Consider the following 20,058-nt stretch of genomic DNA (forward strand, 5'->3'; position numbering starts at 1 on the left):
ACGGCGGCGAGGGCGCGGGCGTCCCGCGCCCGGGCGGCGGCGAGGAACACCTCCACGACCGCGCGCTGCCGCCCCGGATCGCCGCAGGCCTCCCGGGCGCCGGTGCCACGCACCCGGAGCCGTGCCCGCCGGGCGAGCCGGCCCGCCTCCTCGGGCGTACGGTCCGTCAGCCGCGCGACCTCGGCCGGCGGCAGGCCGAACAGATCGTGCAGCGCGTAGGCGAGCCGCTCGTCCGGCGCCAGTGACTCCAGTACGACGAGCAGCGCAGCCCACACGGAGTCCCCCGCCGCCCCGGCCGTCCTCACGTCCTCGCTCCCGTCCGACCGCCCGTCCCGACCGGCCGCGCCGCGCGCCCGCAGCCTCCCCAGGCACACCCGCCCGACGACCACGGCCAGCCACCCGCCGAGGCCACCGGGTCCGTCGTCGCGCCCGTCGTCGCGGCCGCCGAGTCGCGCTCGCGCCTCGGCCAACGCCTCGTCCACCTCGGCGCGCGATCCGAGCATCCGGAGGGCGAGACCCCGTAGCCGGTCCTGATGGGCGTCGAACCGTCGGGCGAGATAGTCCTGGTCGCTGCTGTGGCCGTCGCTGGGGCCGTCGCTGTGGTCGGGCATGGGTGGTCACCGTTCCTCGTCGCTTCCGTCAGTGCGATGACGGGCCCGGCGCCCGGGATGTGACGCGGCTGGATCCTCACCCACCCCCTTGCTTATTGGTCGCACACTCAATAGCATCCGGGTATGTCGACAAGCGTCCCGCGCAAGCGCATGCGGAAGTCACCGGCCGACCGGCGTGCGGAGATCGTCGACGCGGCCGCGGCCGTCGCCCTGACCGAGGGGCTGGAGTGCATCACCCTGCGGCGGATCGCCGAGCAGCTCGACGTCCGGCCGGGCCTCATCAGCCACTACTTCCCCTCCGCGGAGGAGCTGGTCGCCGAGGCCTTCGGCAGCGCGGCGACCGCCGAGCTCGACCGTCTCGTCCCGGCGGACAGGCCCGAGGGGACCCCGACGGATCACCTTGCGCGCTTCTTCGCGCAGGCGACGGGGGAGGCGTACGACGACATCAGCCGGCTCTGGATCAACGCCCGGCACCTGAGCCGCTACCGGTCCGTCCTGCGGGACCGGGTGGGGGAGCAGGAGGCGGCGTGGCGCGAGCGCCTGGAGGGCCTCATCCGCGAGGGGGTCGAGCGGGAGGAGTTCCGTACCGACGACCCGTACGTCGCCACGATCCAGATCCTGGTCGTGATCGACGGCCTCGGCGCCCACGCCAACACCGACACCGACACCCGTGATCGGCCCGAGGCCGTGACCCGCATGGCCGTCACCACGGCGGAACGCGAACTCGGCCTGACGAGCGGCACGCTCACCCGGGCAACGGCCGAGGACACGGACACGGACACGGACACCGGCGCGTAGCCGATCCGCCACCCCCGCACGTCACGGGCTCCGCCGGACCCACCCTTCCCCGCCGGCCGGGCAAGCCCTGCCCCGGCGCCGCCCTGCCGCCCGTCGCTCGCCGCCCTGCTCTCGCACGGCGGACCTCGCCCCAGCCCGTCCCCAGCCCGTCCCCAGCCCGTCCCCACCCATCCCATCCCCCGACCGTTCTGGAGCCGCCGTGCGCACCCCTCTCGTCCTCCTCTCCGCCCGTCTGCTCGACCCCGCCACCGGCCGCTTCCTGCCCGAGACCGCGCTGGCCGTGTCGGACGGACGGATCTCCGCGCTCGGCGACGACCGGCGGATACGCGCCCTCGCCGACGCCTCCACGACGGTCGTCGACCTCAAGGGCGCCGTGGTGACCCCCGGCCTGGTCGACGGCCACCTCCACCCCGTCTCGGGCGCCGAGCTCACCCACGGCCTCGACCTGTCGGCCTGCGCGGACCTTCAAGCCGTGCGCGAGGCCCTGGCCCGCGAGGTGAGGACGCTGGCGCCCGGAGCCTGGCTGCACGGCTGGGGCCTCGACCCGAACGTCTTCGGCGACCGGCCCGTCGAGGCCGCCGCCCTCGCTCCCGTACTCGACGGCGTACCGGCTCTCCTCCAGCTCTTCGACGCCCACTCCATGCTCGCCAGCCCCCGCGCCCTCGAACTCGCCGGCGTCGACGGCCCGCGCGCCTTCGACCAGGCCGCCGAGGTCGTCTGCGACGACCGGGGGCTGCCCACCGGCCTGCTCCTGGAGGACGCCGCCTGCGAACTGGTCGAGCACGCCGCCCCGCAGCCCTCGCACGCCGAGCGGCGTGCCCGCCTCGCCGCCGCACTGCGCGGCATGGCCGCCGCAGGCCTCACCGGCGGTCACGCCATGGACGCCAACGGCGAGAGCCTCGCGCTCTACGCCGAGCTCGACGAGGCCGGCGAGCTGCCGCTGCGGCTGCGGGTCGCGCCCTGGTGCCAGCCCGGAGCCGACGCCGACGCCGTACGTGCGCTCATCGAGCAACAGGGCACCGGCGGCGCCCTCTGGCGGACCGAGGGCGTCAAGCTCTTCATGGACGGCACCATCGACAACGGCACCGCCTGGCTGGAGCGCCCCGACTGCCACGGCGAGTCCACCCACGCGTTCTGGCCGGACCCCGACGTCTACACCCGCATCGTCGGCGAGCTGCACCGAGCCGGCGTGCCCACCGCCACCCACGCCATCGGCGACGCGGCCGTACGCCACGTCCTCGACTCCGTGGAAAAGGCGCTGGCCACCGGCGAGCGCGGGGTCCGGCACCGGATCGAGCACATCGAGACCGTGCCCGACGACACGCTGCGCCGCTTCGCCGAGCTCGGCGTCCTCGCGTCCATGCAGCCCACCCACTGCTGCGACTTCACCCGCGCCGACCACACCGACAACTGGTCCCGCCGTCTCGGCGACGAGCGGGCCTCCCGCGCCTGGCGCTGCCGCGACCTGTGGGACTCGGGCGCCACCGTCGTCCTCGGTTCGGACTGGCCCATCGCGCCGTACCCGCCGCTGGGCGTCATGGCGGGCGCCCGCCACCGCCGTCCGAGCCGCGGCCTCACCCAGCCGCCGCACGGCCCCGAACAGGCCCTCACCGCCCTGGAGGCCCTCCGCGCCATGACCGTGAACGCGGCGTACGCGGCGGGGGAGGAGCACGAGGCCGGCCGGCTCGCCGTCGGCCACCGCGCCGACCTGACGGTCCTCGCCGACGACCCGCTCACCACACCCGCCACGGAGCTCCCCGGCCTTCCGGTGCTCCTCACCGTCCTCGACGGCCGCGCGACCCACCGCGACGCGAGCCTGTGACGGAGCCGGCGTTCGCCGCCGTCGGCCGCGCGCGGGGTTACCGTCGGCGGCATGGACGGTGATCGCCGGGGTTGGCGCCTGTGCTCGCTCGGTGGGGCGGTGTTCGCCGTATGCATGGCCGGCACGACGCTGCCGACCCCGCTCTACGGCCTCTACCAGGAGAAGTTCGGTTTCTCCGAGCTGACGGTGACCGTCGTGTACGCCGTGTACGCCTTCGGGGTCATCGGCGTCCTTCTGCTGGCGGGCAACGCCTCGGACACCGTGGGCAGACGCCCGGTGCTGCTCTGGGGTCTGGGATTCGCGGCGGTGAGCGCCGTCTGCTTCCTGTTCGCCACCGGCCTCGGCTGGCTGTACGTGGGGCGCCTGCTGTCGGGGCTCTCCGCGGGGCTCTTCACCGGAGCCGCCACGGCGTACGTGATGGAGCTGGCGCCCGGCGGTGGCTCCGCCCGCGCCACGTTCGTGGCGACGGCCGCCAACATGGGCGGCCTCGGCTGCGGTCCGCTGCTCGCCGGAGTGCTCGCGCAGTACGCCGCCTGGCCGCTGCACCTGTCGTTCGCCGTGCACCTCGCCCTGGTCGCCGGCTCGGCCGCCGTCCTGCTGCGGCTGCCGGAGACCGTACGTGAGCGGCGGCCGCTGCACGCCGCGCGGCCGCAGCGGCCCGGTCTGCCCCCGCAGGTGCGGGCCGTCTTCGTGCCCGCGGCGACCGCCTCCTTCGTCGGATTCGCGCTGTTCGGGGTCTTCACCTCCGTCAGCCCGGCGTTCCTCGCCCAGTCCCTGGACGTGCACAACCACGCGCTGAGCGGGCTGATCGTCGCACTGGCCTTCTTCGCCTCGACCGCCGGGCAGCTGGCGGTCGGACGGGTCGGCGTGGGGCGCTCGCTACCGCTGGGCTGCGCCGTGCTCCTCGCCGGACTGGCGCTGCTCGCGGGCGCGCTGCGGTGGGACCTGCTGTTCCTGGTGGTGCTGAGCGCGCTCGTCGGAGGGGTCGGGCAGGGGCTGACCTTCCGCGGGGCGATGTCGGCGGTGGCCGAGGCGTCGCCCGCGGACCGGCGCGCGGCGGTGATCTCGACGCTGTTCGTGGTGGCGTACGCGGGCATCTCGGTGCCGGTGATCGGCGTCGGACTCCTGGCTGACCCGATCGGTCTGGAGGGTGCGGGCCTGGTGTTCATCGCCTGCATGGCCGTCCTGATCACCACCGCGGCCGCCTACCTCCTGCGACGGCCGGTCCGCGCCACGCCCTGACCCCGAAGGACGCCGATGCCCTCCCAGCCGTACGGAGGGCCACCACCGCGCGCTCAGCCGACGGCAGCGCCGAACCACGTGGGCAGCCGGCCGATCAGATCCCGCTGATCGTCACCGACCCACGCCACGTGGCCGTCCGGCCGCAGCAGCACCGCGGGTACGTCCAGTTCCTCGCTGACGTCGACGACGTGGTCGACCCGATCCGCCCAGCCCTCCACCGAGAGCCGGCCCGTCCCGTCAAGGAGCAGTCCCCGGCCGCCGTGCATCAGCTCGTAGAGCCGGCCCCGCTTCAGCTTCACGTCCCGCATCCGCCGGCCGAGCAGTTCGTGGCCCTCGCCGAAGTCGTAGCGGACGTCGACCGCGGTGATGATCCCGGTCACGTACCGGTTCACCTCCTCGAAGTCCATCAGCTTCGAGAACAGCTCCCGCAGCGCGGCCGCACCCGGATCGGTCCCCAGCAGCGTGATCTGCGCGCGGGTGTTGTCCAGCACGCCGGCGCCCACCGGGTGCCGCTCGGAGTGATAGCTGTCGAGCAGCCCCTCCGGTGCCCAGCCGTTGACCTCGGCGGCCAGTTTCCAGCCCAGGTTGAACGCGTCCTGCATGCCCAGGTTGAGGCCCTGCCCGCCGGTCGGCGGATGGATGTGCGCCGCGTCGCCGGCCAGCAGGACGCGGCCCGTCCGGTAGCGCTCGGCCTGCCGGGTGGCGTCGCCGAACCGGGACAGCCAGCGAGGCGAGTGCGCGCCGAGGTCGGTGGCCGCCCAGGCCCGCAGCTGCTCCTTGAACTCCTCGAGGGTGGGCGCGGCCGTACGGTCCTCGGACACCCCGTCGGCGGGTACGACGATGCGGTACACCCCCTCGTTCCCGTCCACGTCGGGAACGGCACCGAAGCGCAGCTGGGTCCTGCGCACCTCCTCGACGACGGCGGCGACCGTCGCCGGATCCGCGGTCAGCTCCATGTCGCCCAGCAGGGTCTCGACCTTGGCGGGCTCACCGGGGAAGCCGACGCCGAGCAGCTTGCGCACCGTGCTGCGGCCGCCGTCGCAGCCGACGAGGTAGCGCGAGCGCGCCCGCGTGCCGTCTGCGAGCTCGACGGTCACCCCGTCCTCGTCCTGGCTCAGCCCGACCACTTCGCAGGCACGCCGGATCTCGGCACCGAGTTCCACCGCCCGCTCCTCCAGCAGCCGCTCGGTGACCGGCTGCGGCGTGGCGAGGCCGTAGGGGTGGGCCGTGTCCAACAGGTCCGGCCACGGCTTGACGATGCCGCCGAAGAGACCGCCGGCCTGGAACTTCTCACTGACCGCGAGGAACCGGTCCAGCAGGCCCCGCTGGTCCATCATCTCGACGCTGCGCGCGTGCAGGCCGCGCCCGCGGGACTGCCCGGTCGGCTCGGTCAACCTCTCCAGCACGACCACCCGCACTCCGGCCAGCCGCAACTCGCCAGCCAGCATCAAGCCGGTCGGTCCGCCGCCGACCACGATCACGTCCGCCACGTCCACCACGTCCACCACGTCCCTCATGAAAACCCCCTATTCGTGCCGAGCGTCCGCATCGACGCCCGTACATCGACAAAAGCGCACGCACTCCGCGAAACTGCGGTTTCCGCAGGTTCTGGCCTCGGCCGGAGATTCTGCAGCACCACCGGGGTCTTGCCGCAAGACCCCCCGTGCGCTATACGTTGAGAGTGGCAAGGAGTGGGGAAACCTCCTTGCCTTTGTTTTTTGTCGCCCGCTTCCATGGGCCTGCACCCGCCTCCGCATGGCCCGCGCCGCCGAGGCCCGCATCGAATCGCTCCATCACAGCCACGGCACATCGCAGCGACGGCCCGGCCCTGCCGGAGACGCTTTGCATAAAACTGCGGCCATGCGTATAGTCATGCCATCCATGAGGAGGGTTTCGATGACGGTACGAGCAGCAGTGGCAGGCGCGAGCGGATACGCGGGCGGAGAGCTCCTGCGTCTCCTTCTCACCCACCCCCATGTCGAGATCGGCACCCTGACCGGCCACTCCAACGCCGGTCAGCGGCTCGGCGGCCTCCAGCCCCACCTCCTCCCGCTCGCCGACCGAGTTCTCGCGCCCACCACCGCCGAGGAGCTCGCCGGGCACGACGTCGTCTTCCTCGCGCTTCCGCACGGGCAGTCGGCCGCCGTCGCCGAGCAGCTCGGCCCGGACGTCCTCGTCGTCGACATGGGCGCCGACTTCCGGCTCAAGGACTCCGCCGACTGGGAGAAGTTCTACGGGTCTCCGCACGCCGGGACCTGGCCCTACGGCCTTCCCGAACTGCCCGGTGCCCGTGCGGCGCTGGAGGGGTCCAAGCGCATCGCGGTGCCCGGCTGCTTCCCCACCGCCGTCTCCCTCGCGCTCTTCCCCGCGTACGAGAACGGTCTGGCGGAGCCCGAGGCCGTGATCGTCGCCGCCACCGGCACCTCCGGCGCCGGCAAGGCCCTCAAGCCGCACCTGCTCGGCAGCGAGGTCATGGGCAATGTGACGCCGTACGGCGTCGGCGGCGGACACCGGCACACCCCCGAGATGATCCAGAACCTGAGCGGCCTGGCAGGCGAGCGCGTCAGCGTGTCCTTCACGCCGACCCTCGCCCCCATGTCCCGCGGCATCCTCGCCACCTGCTCCGCCAAGGCGAAGCCCGGCGTGACCGCCGAGACCGTACGGGCCGCCTACGAGAAGGCCTTCGCCGACGAGCCCTTCGTCCACCTGCTCCCGCAGGGGCAGTGGCCCGCCACGGCGTCCGTCCAGGGTTCCAACGCCGTTCAGATCCAGGTCGCGTACGACGAGGCCGCGCACCGGATCATCGCCATCAGCGCCATCGACAACCTCGCCAAGGGCACCGCCGGCGGCGCGGTGCAGAGCATGAACATCGCCCTCGGGCTTCCCGAGGACACCGGACTTTCCACGATTGGAGTCGCTCCATGAGCGTCACCGCAGCGAAGGGATTCACGGCAGCGGGCATCGCCGCCGGAATCAAGGAGAACGGCAACCCGGACCTGGCCCTCGTGGTCAACACCGGGCCCCGCCGCGCCGCCGCGGGAGTCTTCACCTCCAACCGCGTCAAGGCCGCGCCCGTCCTGTGGTCCCAGCAGGTGCTGACCACCGGCGAGCTGGCCGCCGTCGTCCTCAACTCCGGCGGAGCCAACGCCTGTACGGGCCCGCAGGGCTTCCAGGACACCCACGCCACGGCCGAGAAGGTCGCCGAGGTCCTCAGCGCCCGTGGCACGGAGATCGGCGCGGGCGAGGTCGCGGTCGCCTCCACCGGCCTCATCGGCCTCCTCCTCCCCATGGACAAGGTCCTCGCCGGAGTCGAGAAGGCCGCCGGGGAGCTCTCCGAGCACGGCGGCGAGAAGGCCGCCATCGCCATCAAGACCACCGACACCGTCCACAAGACGTCCGTCGTCACGAAGGAAGGCTGGACGGTCGGCGGCATGGCCAAGGGTGCGGGCATGCTCGCCCCCGGCCTCGCCACCATGCTCGTCGTCCTCACCACCGACGCCGACGTCGACAGCGAGAACCTCGACACGGCCCTGCGCGGCGCCACCAAGGTCACCTTCGACCGGGTCGACTCCGACGGCTGCATGTCCACCAACGACACCGTCCTCCTCCTCGCCTCCGGCGCCTCCGGCATCACCCCTGCGCCCGAGGAGTTCACCGAGGCCGTACGGGCCGTCTGCGACGACCTCGCCCGCCAGCTCATCGGCGACGCCGAGGGCGCGAGCAAGGACATCCGTATCGAGGTGATCAACGCCGCGACCGAGGACGACGCCGTCGAGGTCGGCCGCTCCATCGCCCGTAACAACCTCCTCAAGTGCGCCATCCACGGCGAGGACCCCAACTGGGGCCGGGTGCTCTCCGCCATCGGCACGACGCGGGCCGCGTTCGACCCCGACCAGCTCAACGTCGCCATCAACGGCGTCTGGGTCTGCAAGAACGGTTCCGTCGGAGAGGACCGCGACCTCGTCGACATGCGCTACCGGGAGGTCACCATCACCGCTGACCTCTCCGCCGGGTCCGAGTCGGCCGTCATCTGGGCCAACGACCTCACCGCCGACTACGTCCACGAGAACAGCGCGTACTCGTCATGAGTGGTACCAGGAAGCACACCGCGCTCCCCAAGGCCCAGATCCTCATCGAAGCGCTGCCCTGGCTGACCCGTCACAACGGCAAGACCGTCGTCATCAAGTTCGGCGGCAACGCCATGATCGACGAGGATCTGAAGGCCGCGTTCGCCCAGGACGTCGTCTTCCTGCGCCACGCCGGCCTCAAGCCGGTCGTCGTGCACGGCGGCGGCCCCCAGATCAGCGCGGCCCTCGACCAGGCCGGTCTCGTCAGCGAGTTCAAGGCCGGGCTCAGGGTCACCACCCCCGAGGCGATGGACGTCGTACGGATGGTCCTCGCCGGTCAGGTCCAGCGCGAGCTCGTCGGGCTGCTCAACCAGCACGGCCCGTTCGCCGTCGGCATGACGGGCGAGGACGCGCACACCATCACGGCCACCAAGCACCAGCCGGTCATCGAGGGCGAGCAGGTCGACATCGGCCGCGTCGGCGAGATCACCGCCATCGACACCGGCGCCATCGAGGCGCTCCTGGAGGACGGCCGGATCCCGGTCATCTCCTCCATCGCCCGCTCCGAGGACGACGGACATGTCTACAACGTCAATGCTGATACGGCGGCTGCGGCACTCGCTGCGGCGCTGGGCGCCGAGACGCTGATGGTCCTGACCGACGTCGAGGGCCTCTACGAGGACTGGCCGAACAGCGATGAGGTCATCAGCCGGCTCACCGCGAGCCAGCTCGAGAAGCTGCTGCCCGAGCTCTCCAGCGGCATGGTCCCCAAGATGGAGGGCTGCCTGCACGCCGTACGGAACGGGGTCACCACGGCCCGCGTGATCGACGGCCGGGTCCAGCACTCCATCCTGCTGGAGATCTTCACCGACGAGGGCATCGGCACCATGGTCGTGCCGGACGACACGACGGGCGAGACGAAGGGGGACGGGAAATGACCCACGCGGAAACGACCCACGCGGGAACGTCCAACGCGGAACTGGCGCAGCGGTGGCAGGGCGCGCTGATGAACAACTACGGCACGCCCAAGCTGTCCCTGGTACGCGGTGAGGGCGTCACGGTCTGGGACGCCGACGGCACCGCGTACCTCGACTTCGTCGGCGGCATCGCCGTCAACGCCCTCGGCCACGCTCACCCGGCGATCGTCGAGGCCGTGTCCCGGCAGATCGCGGCCCTCGGCCATGTCTCGAACCTCTTCGTCGCCGAACCGCCGGTCGCCCTCGCCGAGCGGCTGCTCCAGCTCTTCGGCCGCCCCGGCAAGGTCTTCTTCTGCAACTCCGGAGCCGAGGCAAACGAAGGCGCCTTCAAGATCGGCCGGCTGACCGGCCGGTCCCACATGGTCGCCACCCAGGGCGGCTTCCACGGCCGGACCATGGGCTCGCTCGCCCTCACCGGCCAGCCCGGCAAGCAGACCCCGTTCCTCCCGCTGCCCGGTGACGTGACGCACGTCCCGTACGGAGACGTGGAAGCCCTGCGGGCCGCGGTCACCGAAGAGACGGCCTTCGTCATCATCGAGCCGATCCAGGGTGAGAACGGCGTCGTCGTCCCTCCGGCCGGCTACCTCCAGGCCGCCCGGGAGATCACCCGGGCCACCGGCACGCTCCTCGTCCTCGACGAGGTCCAGACCGGCGTGGGCCGGACCGGCCACTGGTTCGAGTACCAGGGCCACGACGGCGTCGACCCCGACATCGTGACCCTCGCCAAGGGCCTCGGCGGCGGGCTTCCGCTCGGCGCGACCGTCGCCTTCGGCGAGACGGCCGAGCTGCTGAAGCCCGGTCACCACGGCACCACCTTCGGCGGAAACCCGGTCGCCTGCGCCGCCGGACTCGCCGTCCTCGACACCCTCGCCGGCGACGGGACCCTCGACGAGGTCAAGCGACTCGGTGAGAAACTGCGCGACGGAATCGAAGGTCTGAACCACCCTCTGATCTCCCATGTCCGTGGGGCGGGCCTCCTGCTGGGTATCGTGCTCACCGAGTCCCTTGCGCCCCAGGTGCAGCAGGCGGCTCAGGACGCCGGCCTCCTGGTGAACGCGCCCGCTCCCGATGTCGTACGGCTCATGCCGGCACTGATCATCACGGACGCGGAGGTGGACGCCTTCCTGGAGAGGCTCCCGGGCGTCCTTGACGGAGCGGTGAACGGGGAAGGACGAACCGGAGAATGAGACGACGATGACCGACGCGCAGGAAACCGAGCACTGGGGGTCCCCCCAGACGGAGTCTGGGGGAGGGCCGTCCGTTCCAAGACCCGCACCGCACGCCACCGCAGGATCGTCGACATCCTCAACCGGCAGCCGGTGCGCTCCCAGAGCCAGCTCGCCAAGCTCCTCGCGGACGACGGGCTGAGCGTCACCCAGGCGACGCTCTCCCGCGACCTCGACGAGCTCGGCGCGGTGAAGATCCGCAACACGGGCGGCGAGCTCATCTACGCCGTGCCCAGCGAGGGCGGCTTCCGCACCCCGCAGGCCCCGCTCGGCGAGTCCGCCAAGGAGGAGCGCATGCGGCGCCTCTCCGGCGAACTGCTGATCTCCGCCGAGGCCTCCGCCAACCTGGTGGTCCTGCGGACGCCACCGGGCGCGGCCCAGTTCCTCGCGTCGGCCATCGACCAGGCCCAACTCCACGCGATCCTCGGCACCATCGCGGGCGACGACACCCTGTTGCTCATCTCCCGCGACCCGGCGGGCGGCCAGGCACTCGCCGACCACCTGCTGCGCCTCGCGCAGAAGGAGAGCTGAGCATCCGGCAGGCGCTCATCACCGGATGAGGGCGGCCGCCCCCGACGTCGTACGATCGCCGGGTGCGGCCGCCGCTGCGTCCTGCCGACGGCTGCGTAGCGCCGCCGCCCATGGGTCAGTCGGTGCGCACCGGCAGGGGGAGCGGCAGCGCCGGCAGGCCGTCCAGGCTCACTCCGACGTGGTCCTTCTTCGCGCAGTACGCCGCGAACTCCTCGTCCGTCTTGCGGCCGAAGTAGTCGGCGTGCTGCGTGCGTTCCTCGCGGTATTCCATGAAGGGGACGGCGAAACCGCACGCGTCGCTGACCCGCCGCGCGTGGACCACGACGATCGCACGGGCCGCCGGTCCGTCGACGTCCTCGAAGTACGGGATGTACTCGGCCCAGCGCGGATCGTCCCGGAAGATCGCCTCGCCCTTGCCGTGCACCCGCAGCACCTTGGGCGGACCGCTGAACGCACACCACATCAGGGTGATCCTGCCGTTGCCCTCCTCGCACAGGTGGGCGACGGTCTCGGCACTGCTGCCGCCGAAGTCCAGGTAGGCGAGGGTGAGTTCGTCGATGACGACGAGCGTGCCCGCGCGGCCCTTGGGGGAGAGGTTGACGTGCCCGTCGCCCGTCAGCGGGGCGGTGGCGGTGAAGAAGACCGGCTGCTGCTCGATGAAGTCCCGTATCCGGCCGTCGATGCGTTCGTATCGTTGTCCCATGCAAGCATTATCGCCCGGCCCGTTGCGCGCGGGACAGGAAACGGTAATGGTCGCTCGTGCCCAGGAGTTGGTCGTGCGTACCGGCGGCGACGGCCCGTCCGCCCTCCAGGACGACGATGACGTCGGCGGCCCGGATGGTGGAGTACCGGTGCGCGATGACGAGCAGGGCGCACTCGCGTGACACGCGCCGGATCGAACGGCGCAACGCCTCCTCGCTCACCGCGTCCAGATGGGCTGTCGGCTCGTCGAGCAGCAGCAGCCGGGGCCGCGTGAGCAGCGCACGCGCCAGCGCGATCCGCTGACGCTCCCCGCCCGACAGTGCCGTGCCGTGCTCGCCGGCCTCCGTGTCCAGGCCGTGCGGCAGCCTGGCCACCAACTCGGTCAGATGCGCGAGTTCGATCACCCGCACCAGCTCGTCCGGGTCCGCGTCGGGCGCCGCGTACAGCAGGTTCTCGCGCAGCGTTCCGTACAGGACCGGGGAGTGCTGCTCCACGAGACCGATGCGCCCCCGGTGCTCCGCCCGGTTCACGGCCCGGATGTCCTGGCCGTCGAGGAGCACCCGCCCACGGTCCGGGTCGTAGAAGCGTTCGGTGAGCGCGAAGACCGTGGACTTGCCGGCGCCCGAGCCGCCGATCAGTGCGACGTGGCCGTGCGGCGGCACCCGGAGCGAGAGGCCGCGAAGCACCGGTCGACGCGGGTCGTACCCGAACCACACGTCCTCGAACTCGAGGACGGGCGTTCCGTCGTCGGCAGGTGGGGACGGTCCGTGCGGTGCGGGAGACCTGTGGGGCGCGGGCGCCCTGCGCGGCCCTTGCGTCCGGTGCGTCCCGTGCGTCCTGTGCGTCCTTTGCACCGCGCGGGCGGTGCTGTCCTCCTCACCGGGCAGGCCGAGGACCTCGTTGATCCGGCGCAGCGCGCCCATGCCCTGCTCCATGGTGCTCACCGCCTGGAAGAGGGCGCCGACGGGCCCGACCAGGTACAGCATGTAGAGCAGGAACGCCGCCAGATCGGCGACGGAGCCCTCCCGCCCCGCGACCCGTACGCCGCCGACGAGCAGCACCACGAGGAACGAGCCGTTGAGCGCGAGGCCGATGGCCGGCGCCACCACCGCGTCGAGCCGGCCCATCCGTACGCCGGCCGCGTACGCCCGCGTGGCCCGCGCCCCGATGCGGTCGGCCTCGCGCCGTTCGGCCCGGCTGGCCCGCACCGTACGGATGGCGCCGAGCGCCCGCTCCAGCTCCGCCGTCATGGCGCCGGTCGCCTCCTGGGCATGGAACGACGCCCGTTCGATGCCCCGCAGCACCGAGGCGACGGCCAGTGCGCCGATGGCGATCACGGCGGCCACGATGAGGAAGAGCGTCCAGTCGAGCCAGATCATCAGGGCGATGACGCCGGCCAGCCCGATGGCGCCGGTCACCGCGTCGGTGAAGCCCTGGGCGATCAGCAGCCGCAGCGCGGAGCTGTCGTTGCTGGTGCGCGAGATCAGATCCCCGATGCGGTGGCGGTCGTACACGGCCATGGGCAGCCGCAGCACGTGCTCGACGAGACCGAGCCGAACGTGCAGGACGATGCCTTCGCCCGTACGGGCCAGGACGTACTGGGCGAAGCCCTGGACCAGTGCCTGGGCGAGGAACAAGGCCACGAGCAGCACGACGAGGAACCCGATCGGGCTTCCGGACGCGGTCGACTCGATTACCTTCTTCACCAGCAGGGGCTGGGCCAGGCCGAGCGCGGAAGCGCCCAGCGTCAGCACCACGGCGAGGCTCAGCCGACGCCGGTGCCCGTTCAACAGGCGAAGGACGTCCCGGGGCCCGGCCCGGCGGGGCTCAGGTGTCGCGTGCGGGTGCACGGCTCGGGGTTCAGGACTCACGGCTCCTGGCTCACGACTCGAAGGTTCACGGCCTCACGGTTCACGACTCGGAGGTTCGCGGTTCACGATTCACGGCTCACGGCACGGTCAGCAGGGTGCGGAAGTAGTCCGGCGGGTACTCCTCGCCCACCGGCACCCCCTCCGCCTCCACCCAGGCGTGCGCCCCGAAGGGCGGCAGCCGACGCGCGCCGACGCACCAGGTGGGCCACTGGCCGTGCAACCGGCACAGCAGGGCCGTCGCCAGGGACCGGGGCAGGCACCCCTCCCGTCCGCCACACGCCAGGCTCACCGCGACCACCGTGTCCCGGGCCGCCCGCGCCTCGTCGGCGGTGGCCGGACGGGCGCCCCGGCGGAGCCGGTCCAGCACCATCCGGATGCGCCGGGGGCGCTGCGTGGCCAGGAGCCGCGCGGCGCCCACGACGAGCCGGACGAGGATCCGGCGTCGCAGCGGCACCGAACGCGGGTCGTGGGCGATGGCTTCCGACGTGCTCATGGGGTGTTCTTCTCCGTCCGCCGCCGGTGCAGGCGGTGCCGTGCCGTGGTGCGTTCGCCGTCCTGTTCGGCGAGCCCGGCCGCGCACAGTTCATCCACCAGCTCCCGGACGTTCCGGTCCGCACTGTCGACGTCCACCTCGTACTCCTCGGTGAGTGTTCGCACGGCATCGGACGGCGTGCCGCCGTCGAGCAGCGTCCGCAGGACGCCGGCGGCGGTGGGATTGAGGGTCCAGTACTGGTCGTGGTCCTCGTCGAGGAGCGCGAACCCATAGTCGGTCTCGGCCGTGTACACGCCTTCACGCAGCTTGAACGTCATGAGCCATCTCCCTCAGCCCGGAACGGTTGCGATCTCCCGCGTACGGAGCCACATCTCGCACGCGGCCGTCTGGTACAGCGCGTCGAAGGGCAGGGTCGGGGGCAGTGGCCGGCTGCACACCTCGCGGAACGCGTCCACGTCGATCAGCCCCAACCGGCCCAGCCGGGAGTCCTCGCACAGCGCCAGCAACCCGGCACGGTGCTCCCGCAGCCCCACCTCGACCTCGTGGGACCCTTCGTCCTTGGTGTCGCGGGTCAGGCTCTCGTCGGGAACGATGCCGCGCATCGCTTCGACGATGAGCGGCTTGTACCGCCAGGGGGTGATTCTGTCCAGGGGCCGCACCGCCAGGCCCGCCTCGATCACCCGGTCGTCGTAGTACGGCGCGGAGAGCGCGAGCCCGAACCGGCCCGCCACCTCGCCCAGCTGCCTGACCGTGCGGGAAATCGCCGCCATTCCCGCCAGTTCGACGTGCTGTCCACGGCTTTGGGCCAGGGGCTCGGTGGTACGTGCCGCGGTGCGGATCAGTCCTCGTACCGCCTCGACCGCGTCCTCGGTCGCCCACGGCGGCAGCCGCGGTGGCGCTCCCCAGTCGAGCGTGGGCCTCTCCTGCGGAGGCGGCGCGGCGGTGAGCTCGTCGCCTGCCCGGGCGAGCCAGACGCGGTAGGGGCTGCTGTCCCACAGCTGCCGCAGCGTTTCGCGGTACGGCCACGGGCGCTGGGCCGCGAAACCACGCACGCGCTGCAACGCGAGCCGGGGGTGCGTCCGCATCAGGGCGTGCAGGTGCGCGGGCGACCCGGCGAGCAGCTCGTCCCCGCCGAAGCCGGTCAGGTGCAGCGGTGAGCCGCGCGCCGCGGCCAGCCGTGGAATGGCCAGCCACCGGCTGAGGAACGCGGCGGCGGGGCACGGCTCGTCGAAGCGGGCGTCCACGTCCGCCAGGCCTTCGTACACCATCGGCAACCGGTCGCCGGCGATGACGTGGTGCTCGATGCCACTCAGTCTCTCGACCGTACGGCGGGCCCACGGCACGTCGTCACCCATCGGGTCCCGGCCGTCGGCGGTGTAGGCGACGAGCTCGGCGCTGCCGCGGGCCGCCAGAGAGCACACCGAGGTCGAGTCGAGCCCGCCGAGGTCGCAGCTCACGAGGGACCGGCCGTGCACCCGGGCGTCCACCGCGGCGGACAACGCCTCGCGCAGCGCCGGCGCGCCTTCGGCCATCGGCACCACCGGCTCGGGAGGGCTCCACCAGGGGACGGTCCGTCCCCGGGAGCCTCCCCGGCCGTCGCCTTCGAGCACGAGACAGTGGCCGGTCGGAACGGCGCTCACTTCCCGCCACACCGGATCGCCCGCCAGCGGGTACAGCGAGAACGAATTCAGCAGCCGGACGGCCAAGCGCTGCTCGTCTACCTCCGCGTCCAGAAGATCGGCCAGTACGTCCGCCCGGTCGGCGGCCACCGTGGCGTCGCCGATCCGGGCGTGGAACACGCGCCGGAGGCCGGTGACGCTGCCCTGGAGGCGCACGCACCCGGCGACCGAAGCAGCCAGGTGCGCGCTTCCCACCAGCGACCCGGCCGGCCCGTCGAGGTCGGCGACCGTCTTCAGGCGGCCGGCTTCCCGGACCAGCCGATCGGCCGTGACCGCGTGTTCACCGACGACGGCGATCTTCACCCGGCCCGCCTCACCGACCGCCATGGTGCCGGGAGACCAGCGGCCGAGCAGCCAGGGGCGCCCCGACGGGTGGCCGACCTCCTGGAGCGCCTGTGATGTGTGTACCGCCGCCCGGTCCCGCAGGGTGGCGCCCACCCGGTCCGCGACGGGGGAGTCGGGGAGGGCGACGAACCAGCCCGGAACCTCGTCCGGGGCAGGAAATCCGACCATGAGAAGCCTTTCCCGGAGACGGACGGAGGCGGCGGGATCTCGCCGGATCCTCACCGCCACCCGCGCATGTCCCTCAGAAGCTGAACCTGAGGACCAGGTGCTTTTCGGGTCCCCTGGAGGTTCCCAGGCCGGTCTTGCGGAAAGAGCCGACCGCGGTCAGCGTCGGACGCTCGTAGACACGCATGACGTTCTGCCTCTTCTCATCACATGGGAGGGTGCGGCCACGGTGAGCGCCATTCGCGTCACCAGGTATGCCGCCTCGTACATGCTCACGGGGAGTCACCTGAGAGGTCAGGGATTCCCGTGGAGCTCATCTTTGCCGCTTCAACTGTCCTAGGCTTCAACCGCCTTGGAGAGCGGGCGTATGCGTTCTTCGCCATTCCAGCCTAAACCTCAGCCGCTTTGTGCGCACGATCCCTTCGCAACGGAATGGACGGGCCCGCGAGTCGACTCCCATGGTGCGCGATCCCGCCTTTCCGAAAGGGCTGTTGGGAATTTCGCCCGGAGGTGTTTTGGCATTGGACCTTTGATGTCCTGACGCTTGGGCGTTCAACGTCCGCCGGTCCGCCGTGGCGGGGCCGCGGGAGCGCCGGGGCCGGCGTCCCGGTCCGACGGCGCCACCCTGCCTGTCCCGCGTCACGCCCCGCCGTACTCGCACGCCCAGGATTGACGAATCATGCAGGCCTCTGCATACTTATACCTATCACCGTATGCACCCGTCCGTAAGGAGAAACGCGTGACCGAGCGTGTCGTACTCGCCTACTCGGGCGGCCTGGACACCTCCGTCGCCATCGGCTGGATCGCCGAGGAGACGGGTGCCGAGGTCATCGCCGTCGCCGTGGACGTCGGCCAGGGCGGCGAGGACCTGGACGTCATCCGCAAGCGCGCGCTCGCCTGCGGTGCGGTGGAGGCCGAGGTCGCGGACGCCAAGGACGAGTTCGCCGACGAGTACTGCCTTCCGGCGATCAAGGCCAACGCCCTCTACATGGACCGCTATCCGCTGGTCTCCGCGCTCTCCCGGCCGACCATCGTCAAGCACCTCGTCGCCGCCGCCGAGAAGCACGGCGCCGGCATCGTCGCCCACGGCTGCACCGGCAAGGGCAACGACCAGGTGCGGTTCGAGGCCGGTATCCAGGCCCTCGGCCCGGACCTGAAGTGCATCGCCCCGGTCCGTGACTACGCCATGACCCGCGACAAGGCCATCGCCTTCGCCGAGAGGGCGAACCTGCCGATCGCGACCACCAAGAAGTCCCCGTACTCCATCGACCAGAACGTCTTCGGCCGCGCCGTCGAGACCGGATTCCTCGAGGACATCTGGAACGCGCCGATCGAGGACATCTACGAGTACACCGCGAACCCGTCCCTCCCGCGCGAGGCCGACGAGGTCGTCATCTCCTTCAAGGAGGGCGTCCCGGTCGCCGTCGACGGCAGGCCCGTCACCGTCCTTCAGGCCATCCAGCAGCTCAACGAGCGCGCCGGCGCCCAGGGCGTCGGCAGGATCGACATGGTCGAGGACCGGCTCGTCGGCATCAAGTCCCGCGAGGTGTACGAGGCTCCCGGCGCGATCGCCCTGATCACCGCCCACCAGGAGCTGGAGAACGTCACCGTCGAGCGCGAGCTGGCCCGCTACAAGCGGCAGGTGGAGCAGCGCTGGGGCGAGATGGTCTACGACGGCCTGTGGTTCTCCCCGCTCAAGCGGGCCCTGGACGGCTTCATCGACGAGGCCAACCGGTACGTCACCGGCGACATCCGGGTGACGCTGCACGGCGGCCGCGCCGTCGTCACCGGACGGAGGTCCGAGGAGTCGCTGTACGACTTCAACCTCGCCACCTACGACTCGGGCGACACCTTCGACCAGTCCAAGGCGCAGGGCTTCATCGACATCTTCGCCCTCTCCGCGAAGATCGCCGCACGGCGTGATCTGCGGGCCTGACCCGAAACGTGACCTCGCGTAGGTACGACTCGTTCCACAGCCGCCTTCCTGGTCCTCCGCGGCAGGGAGGCGGCATTGCATCCACCCTTATGAGGAGCAGTAGCTGTGAGCAGCAACAACGGTGACGTCCGCCTCTGGGGCGGCCGGTTCGCCGACGGCCCCGCCGAGGCCCTGGCCAAGCTGTCCGCGTCGGTCCACTTCGACTGGCGGCTCGCGCCGTACGACATCGCCGGTTCCCGCGCCCACGCGCGCGTGCTCCACTCGGCGGGCCTGCTCACCGAGGACGAGCTGACGCGCATGCTCGCCGGCCTCGACCAGCTCGAAGCGGACGTGGCCGACGGCTCCTTCGTCGGCACCATCGCCGACGAGGACGTGCACACCGCCCTGGAGCGCGGCCTGCTCGAGCGTCTCGGCCCCGACCTCGGCGGCAAGCTGCGCGCCGGCCGGTCCCGCAACGACCAGGTCGCCACCCTCTTCCGGATGTACCTGCGCGACCACGCCCGGATCATCGGCGGCCTGATCGCCGACCTCCAGGACGCGCTCGTCGGCCTCGCCGAGGCACACCCGGACGTCGCCATGCCGGGCCGGACGCATCTCCAGCACGCCCAGCCGGTGCTCTTCGCCCACCACGTCCTCGCCCACGTCCAGTCCCTCTCCCGGGACGCCGAGCGGCTGCGTCAGTGGGACACCCGTACGGCCGTCTCGCCGTACGGCTCCGGCGCCCTGGCCGGCTCCTCCCTCGGGCTCGACCCGGAGGCGGTCGCCAAGGACCTCGGCTTCGAGCGCGGCTCGGCCGGCAACTCGATCGACGGTACGGCCTCCCGCGACTTCGTCGCCGAGTTCGCCTTCATCACCGCGATGATCGGTGTGAACCTCTCCCGTATCGCCGAGGAGATCATCATCTGGAACACGAAGGAGTTCTCCTTCGTGACCCTGCACGACGCCTTCTCCACCGGCTCGTCGATCATGCCGCAGAAGAAGAACCCGGACATCGCCGAGCTGGCGCGAGGCAAGTCCGGACGTCTGATCGGCAATCTGAGCGGTCTGATGGCCACCCTCAAGGCCCTCCCGCTCGCCTACAACCGAGATCTCCAGGAGGACAAGGAGCCGGTCTTCGACTCCTGCGACCAGCTGGAGGTCCTGCTGCCCGCCTTCACCGGCATGATGGCCACGCTCACCGTCAACCGGGAGCGTATGGAGGAGCTGGCCCCGGCCGGCTTCTCGCTCGCGACCGACATCGCCGAGTGGCTGGTCAAGCAGGGTGTGCCGTTCCGGGTGGCCCACGAGGTGGCCGGCGAGTGCGTCAAGGTCGCCGAGGCCGACGGGATCGAGCTGGACGGTCTGACGGACGAGCAGTTCGCCAAGATCTCCGAGCACCTCACCCCCGAGGTCCGCACGGTCCTCAACGTCCCGGGCGCACTGGCCTCCCGCGACGGCCGTGGCGGTACGGCCCCGTCGGCGGTCGCCGCCCAGCTGGTCGAGGTCAAGGCCGACCTGGTGATCCAGCACGCCTGGGCCACCGCCAAGAAGTGACCACCGCCAAGAAGTGACCACCGCCAAGAACTGACCACCACCTAGATGTATTGCCCCGGG

At 71.7% G+C, this 20,058-nt stretch carries 17 protein-coding genes and 1 pseudogene; 10 read left to right on the forward strand and 8 right to left on the reverse strand.

Annotation, left to right across the window (positions count from 1 at the left end; translation table 11 throughout):
• Nucleotides 1–611 (reverse strand): sigma factor-like helix-turn-helix DNA-binding protein (locus J7E93_RS35025; RefSeq protein WP_215074076.1); only part of this gene is annotated, 611 nt, incomplete at its 3' end.
• 123 nt (nt 612–734) lie between these two features.
• Here J7E93_RS35025 and J7E93_RS35030 point away from each other — a divergent pair.
• From J7E93_RS35030 to J7E93_RS35040, 3 genes are all read left to right on the forward strand, one after another.
• Nucleotides 735–1,409, forward strand: a complete 675-nt coding sequence (locus tag J7E93_RS35030; RefSeq protein ID WP_215074077.1) for a TetR/AcrR family transcriptional regulator — start codon at nt 735–737, stop codon at nt 1,407–1,409.
• A gap of 199 nt (nt 1,410–1,608) precedes the next feature.
• On the forward strand, nt 1,609–3,231 hold the full coding sequence (locus J7E93_RS35035) for an amidohydrolase (RefSeq protein ID WP_215074078.1): 1,623 nt from the start codon (nt 1,609–1,611) through the stop codon (nt 3,229–3,231).
• Between the two features lie 51 nt (nt 3,232–3,282).
• Nucleotides 3,283–4,473 (forward strand): MFS transporter, encoded by a 1,191-nt coding sequence (locus J7E93_RS35040; protein WP_215074079.1) that lies wholly within the window; start codon nt 3,283–3,285, stop codon nt 4,471–4,473.
• Between the two features lie 53 nt (nt 4,474–4,526).
• On the opposite strand, the gene rox is transcribed toward J7E93_RS35040, so the two are convergent.
• Nucleotides 4,527–5,963, reverse strand: coding sequence for a rifampin monooxygenase (gene rox, locus J7E93_RS35045; protein ID WP_215074090.1), 1,437 nt, complete (start codon nt 5,961–5,963; stop codon nt 4,527–4,529).
• Between the two features lie 406 nt (nt 5,964–6,369).
• Here rox and argC point away from each other — a divergent pair, with 406 nt between their 5' ends.
• The 5 genes and pseudogenes from argC (at nt 6,370) to J7E93_RS35070 (ending at nt 11,274) form a co-directional block, all read left to right on the forward strand.
• Nucleotides 6,370–7,398, forward strand: coding sequence for an N-acetyl-gamma-glutamyl-phosphate reductase (gene argC / locus J7E93_RS35050; protein WP_215074080.1), 1,029 nt, complete (start codon nt 6,370–6,372; stop codon nt 7,396–7,398).
• The gene (gene argJ, locus J7E93_RS35055; RefSeq protein WP_215074081.1) at nt 7,395–8,561 is read left to right on the forward strand and encodes a bifunctional glutamate N-acetyltransferase/amino-acid acetyltransferase ArgJ; all 1,167 of its coding nucleotides are present in this window, start codon (nt 7,395–7,397) and stop codon (nt 8,559–8,561) included. The genes argC and argJ overlap by 4 nt, the downstream gene beginning before the upstream one ends.
• Nucleotides 8,558–9,478 (forward strand): acetylglutamate kinase, encoded by a 921-nt coding sequence (gene argB, locus J7E93_RS35060; protein WP_215074082.1) that lies wholly within the window; start codon nt 8,558–8,560, stop codon nt 9,476–9,478. The genes argJ and argB overlap by 4 nt, the downstream gene beginning before the upstream one ends.
• Nucleotides 9,475–10,704, forward strand: a complete 1,230-nt coding sequence (locus J7E93_RS35065; protein ID WP_215074083.1) for an acetylornithine transaminase — start codon at nt 9,475–9,477, stop codon at nt 10,702–10,704. Before argB ends, J7E93_RS35065 begins: the two co-directional genes overlap by 4 nt.
• Nucleotides 10,705–10,711: 7 nt before the next feature.
• A pseudogene (locus J7E93_RS35070) lies at nt 10,712–11,274 on the forward strand (arginine repressor).
• 115 nt (nt 11,275–11,389) lie between these two features.
• On the opposite strand, the gene J7E93_RS35075 reads toward J7E93_RS35070, so the two are convergent.
• The 6 genes from J7E93_RS35075 to J7E93_RS38465 form a co-directional block, all read right to left on the reverse strand.
• Nucleotides 11,390–11,977: a pyridoxamine 5'-phosphate oxidase family protein gene (locus tag J7E93_RS35075; protein WP_215074084.1), complete on the reverse strand. Its 588-nt coding sequence runs from the start codon at nt 11,975–11,977 to the stop codon at nt 11,390–11,392.
• Between the two features lie 7 nt (nt 11,978–11,984).
• Nucleotides 11,985–13,766 carry an ABC transporter ATP-binding protein gene (locus tag J7E93_RS35080; RefSeq protein ID WP_251067533.1) on the reverse strand — a complete coding sequence of 594 codons (1,782 nt, stop codon included), beginning with the start codon at nt 13,764–13,766 and terminating at the stop codon, nt 11,985–11,987.
• Between the two features lie 157 nt (nt 13,767–13,923).
• Complete coding sequence (locus tag J7E93_RS35085) at nt 13,924–14,340, reverse strand: lasso peptide biosynthesis B2 protein (protein WP_215074085.1); 417 nt, start codon at nt 14,338–14,340, stop codon at nt 13,924–13,926.
• Nucleotides 14,337–14,657 (reverse strand): lasso peptide biosynthesis PqqD family chaperone, encoded by a 321-nt coding sequence (locus J7E93_RS35090; protein ID WP_215074086.1) that lies wholly within the window; start codon nt 14,655–14,657, stop codon nt 14,337–14,339. Before J7E93_RS35090 ends, J7E93_RS35085 begins: the two co-directional genes overlap by 4 nt.
• A gap of 12 nt (nt 14,658–14,669) precedes the next feature.
• Entirely contained in the window at nt 14,670–16,532 is a 1,863-nt protein-coding gene (locus J7E93_RS35095; protein WP_215074087.1) for a lasso peptide isopeptide bond-forming cyclase, read from the reverse strand.
• A 73-nt stretch (nt 16,533–16,605) separates the two neighbouring features.
• The gene (locus tag J7E93_RS38465) at nt 16,606–16,716 is read right to left on the reverse strand and encodes a keywimysin-related RiPP (protein ID WP_374105473.1); all 111 of its coding nucleotides are present in this window, start codon (nt 16,714–16,716) and stop codon (nt 16,606–16,608) included.
• A 552-nt stretch (nt 16,717–17,268) separates the two neighbouring features.
• On the opposite strand from J7E93_RS38465, the gene J7E93_RS35100 reads away from it, so the two are divergent.
• Complete coding sequence (locus tag J7E93_RS35100) at nt 17,269–18,465, forward strand: argininosuccinate synthase (RefSeq protein ID WP_215074088.1); 1,197 nt, start codon at nt 17,269–17,271, stop codon at nt 18,463–18,465.
• Between the two features lie 105 nt (nt 18,466–18,570).
• Nucleotides 18,571–19,998, forward strand: coding sequence for an argininosuccinate lyase (gene argH, locus J7E93_RS35105; protein ID WP_215074089.1), 1,428 nt, complete (start codon nt 18,571–18,573; stop codon nt 19,996–19,998).
• Nucleotides 19,999–20,058 lie beyond the last annotated feature (60 nt).

The organism is Streptomyces sp. ISL-36 (assembly GCF_018614205.1).
Taxonomy (GTDB): domain Bacteria; phylum Actinomycetota; class Actinomycetes; order Streptomycetales; family Streptomycetaceae; genus Streptomyces.

Bases quoted from the DNA above. Each gene is read 5' to 3' on its own strand.
- J7E93_RS35040 (WP_215074079.1), top strand. From the start codon at position 3,283: ATGGACGGTGATCGCCGGGGTTGGCGCCTGTGCTCGCTCGGTGGGGCG.
- J7E93_RS38465 (WP_374105473.1), bottom strand. From the start codon at position 16,716: ATGCGTGTCTACGAGCGTCCGACGCTGACCGCGGTCGGCTCTTTCCGC.
- argB (WP_215074082.1), top strand. From the start codon at position 8,558: ATGAGTGGTACCAGGAAGCACACCGCGCTCCCCAAGGCCCAGATCCTC.
- J7E93_RS35030 (WP_215074077.1), top strand. From the start codon at position 735: ATGTCGACAAGCGTCCCGCGCAAGCGCATGCGGAAGTCACCGGCCGAC.
- J7E93_RS35085 (WP_215074085.1), bottom strand. From the start codon at position 14,340: ATGAGCACGTCGGAAGCCATCGCCCACGACCCGCGTTCGGTGCCGCTG.
- J7E93_RS35075 (WP_215074084.1), bottom strand. From the start codon at position 11,977: ATGGGACAACGATACGAACGCATCGACGGCCGGATACGGGACTTCATC.
- J7E93_RS35095 (WP_215074087.1), bottom strand. From the start codon at position 16,532: ATGGTCGGATTTCCTGCCCCGGACGAGGTTCCGGGCTGGTTCGTCGCC.
- argC (WP_215074080.1), top strand. From the start codon at position 6,370: ATGACGGTACGAGCAGCAGTGGCAGGCGCGAGCGGATACGCGGGCGGA.
- J7E93_RS35090 (WP_215074086.1), bottom strand. From the start codon at position 14,657: ATGACGTTCAAGCTGCGTGAAGGCGTGTACACGGCCGAGACCGACTAT.
- argJ (WP_215074081.1), top strand. From the start codon at position 7,395: ATGAGCGTCACCGCAGCGAAGGGATTCACGGCAGCGGGCATCGCCGCC.
- J7E93_RS35065 (WP_215074083.1), top strand. From the start codon at position 9,475: ATGACCCACGCGGAAACGACCCACGCGGGAACGTCCAACGCGGAACTG.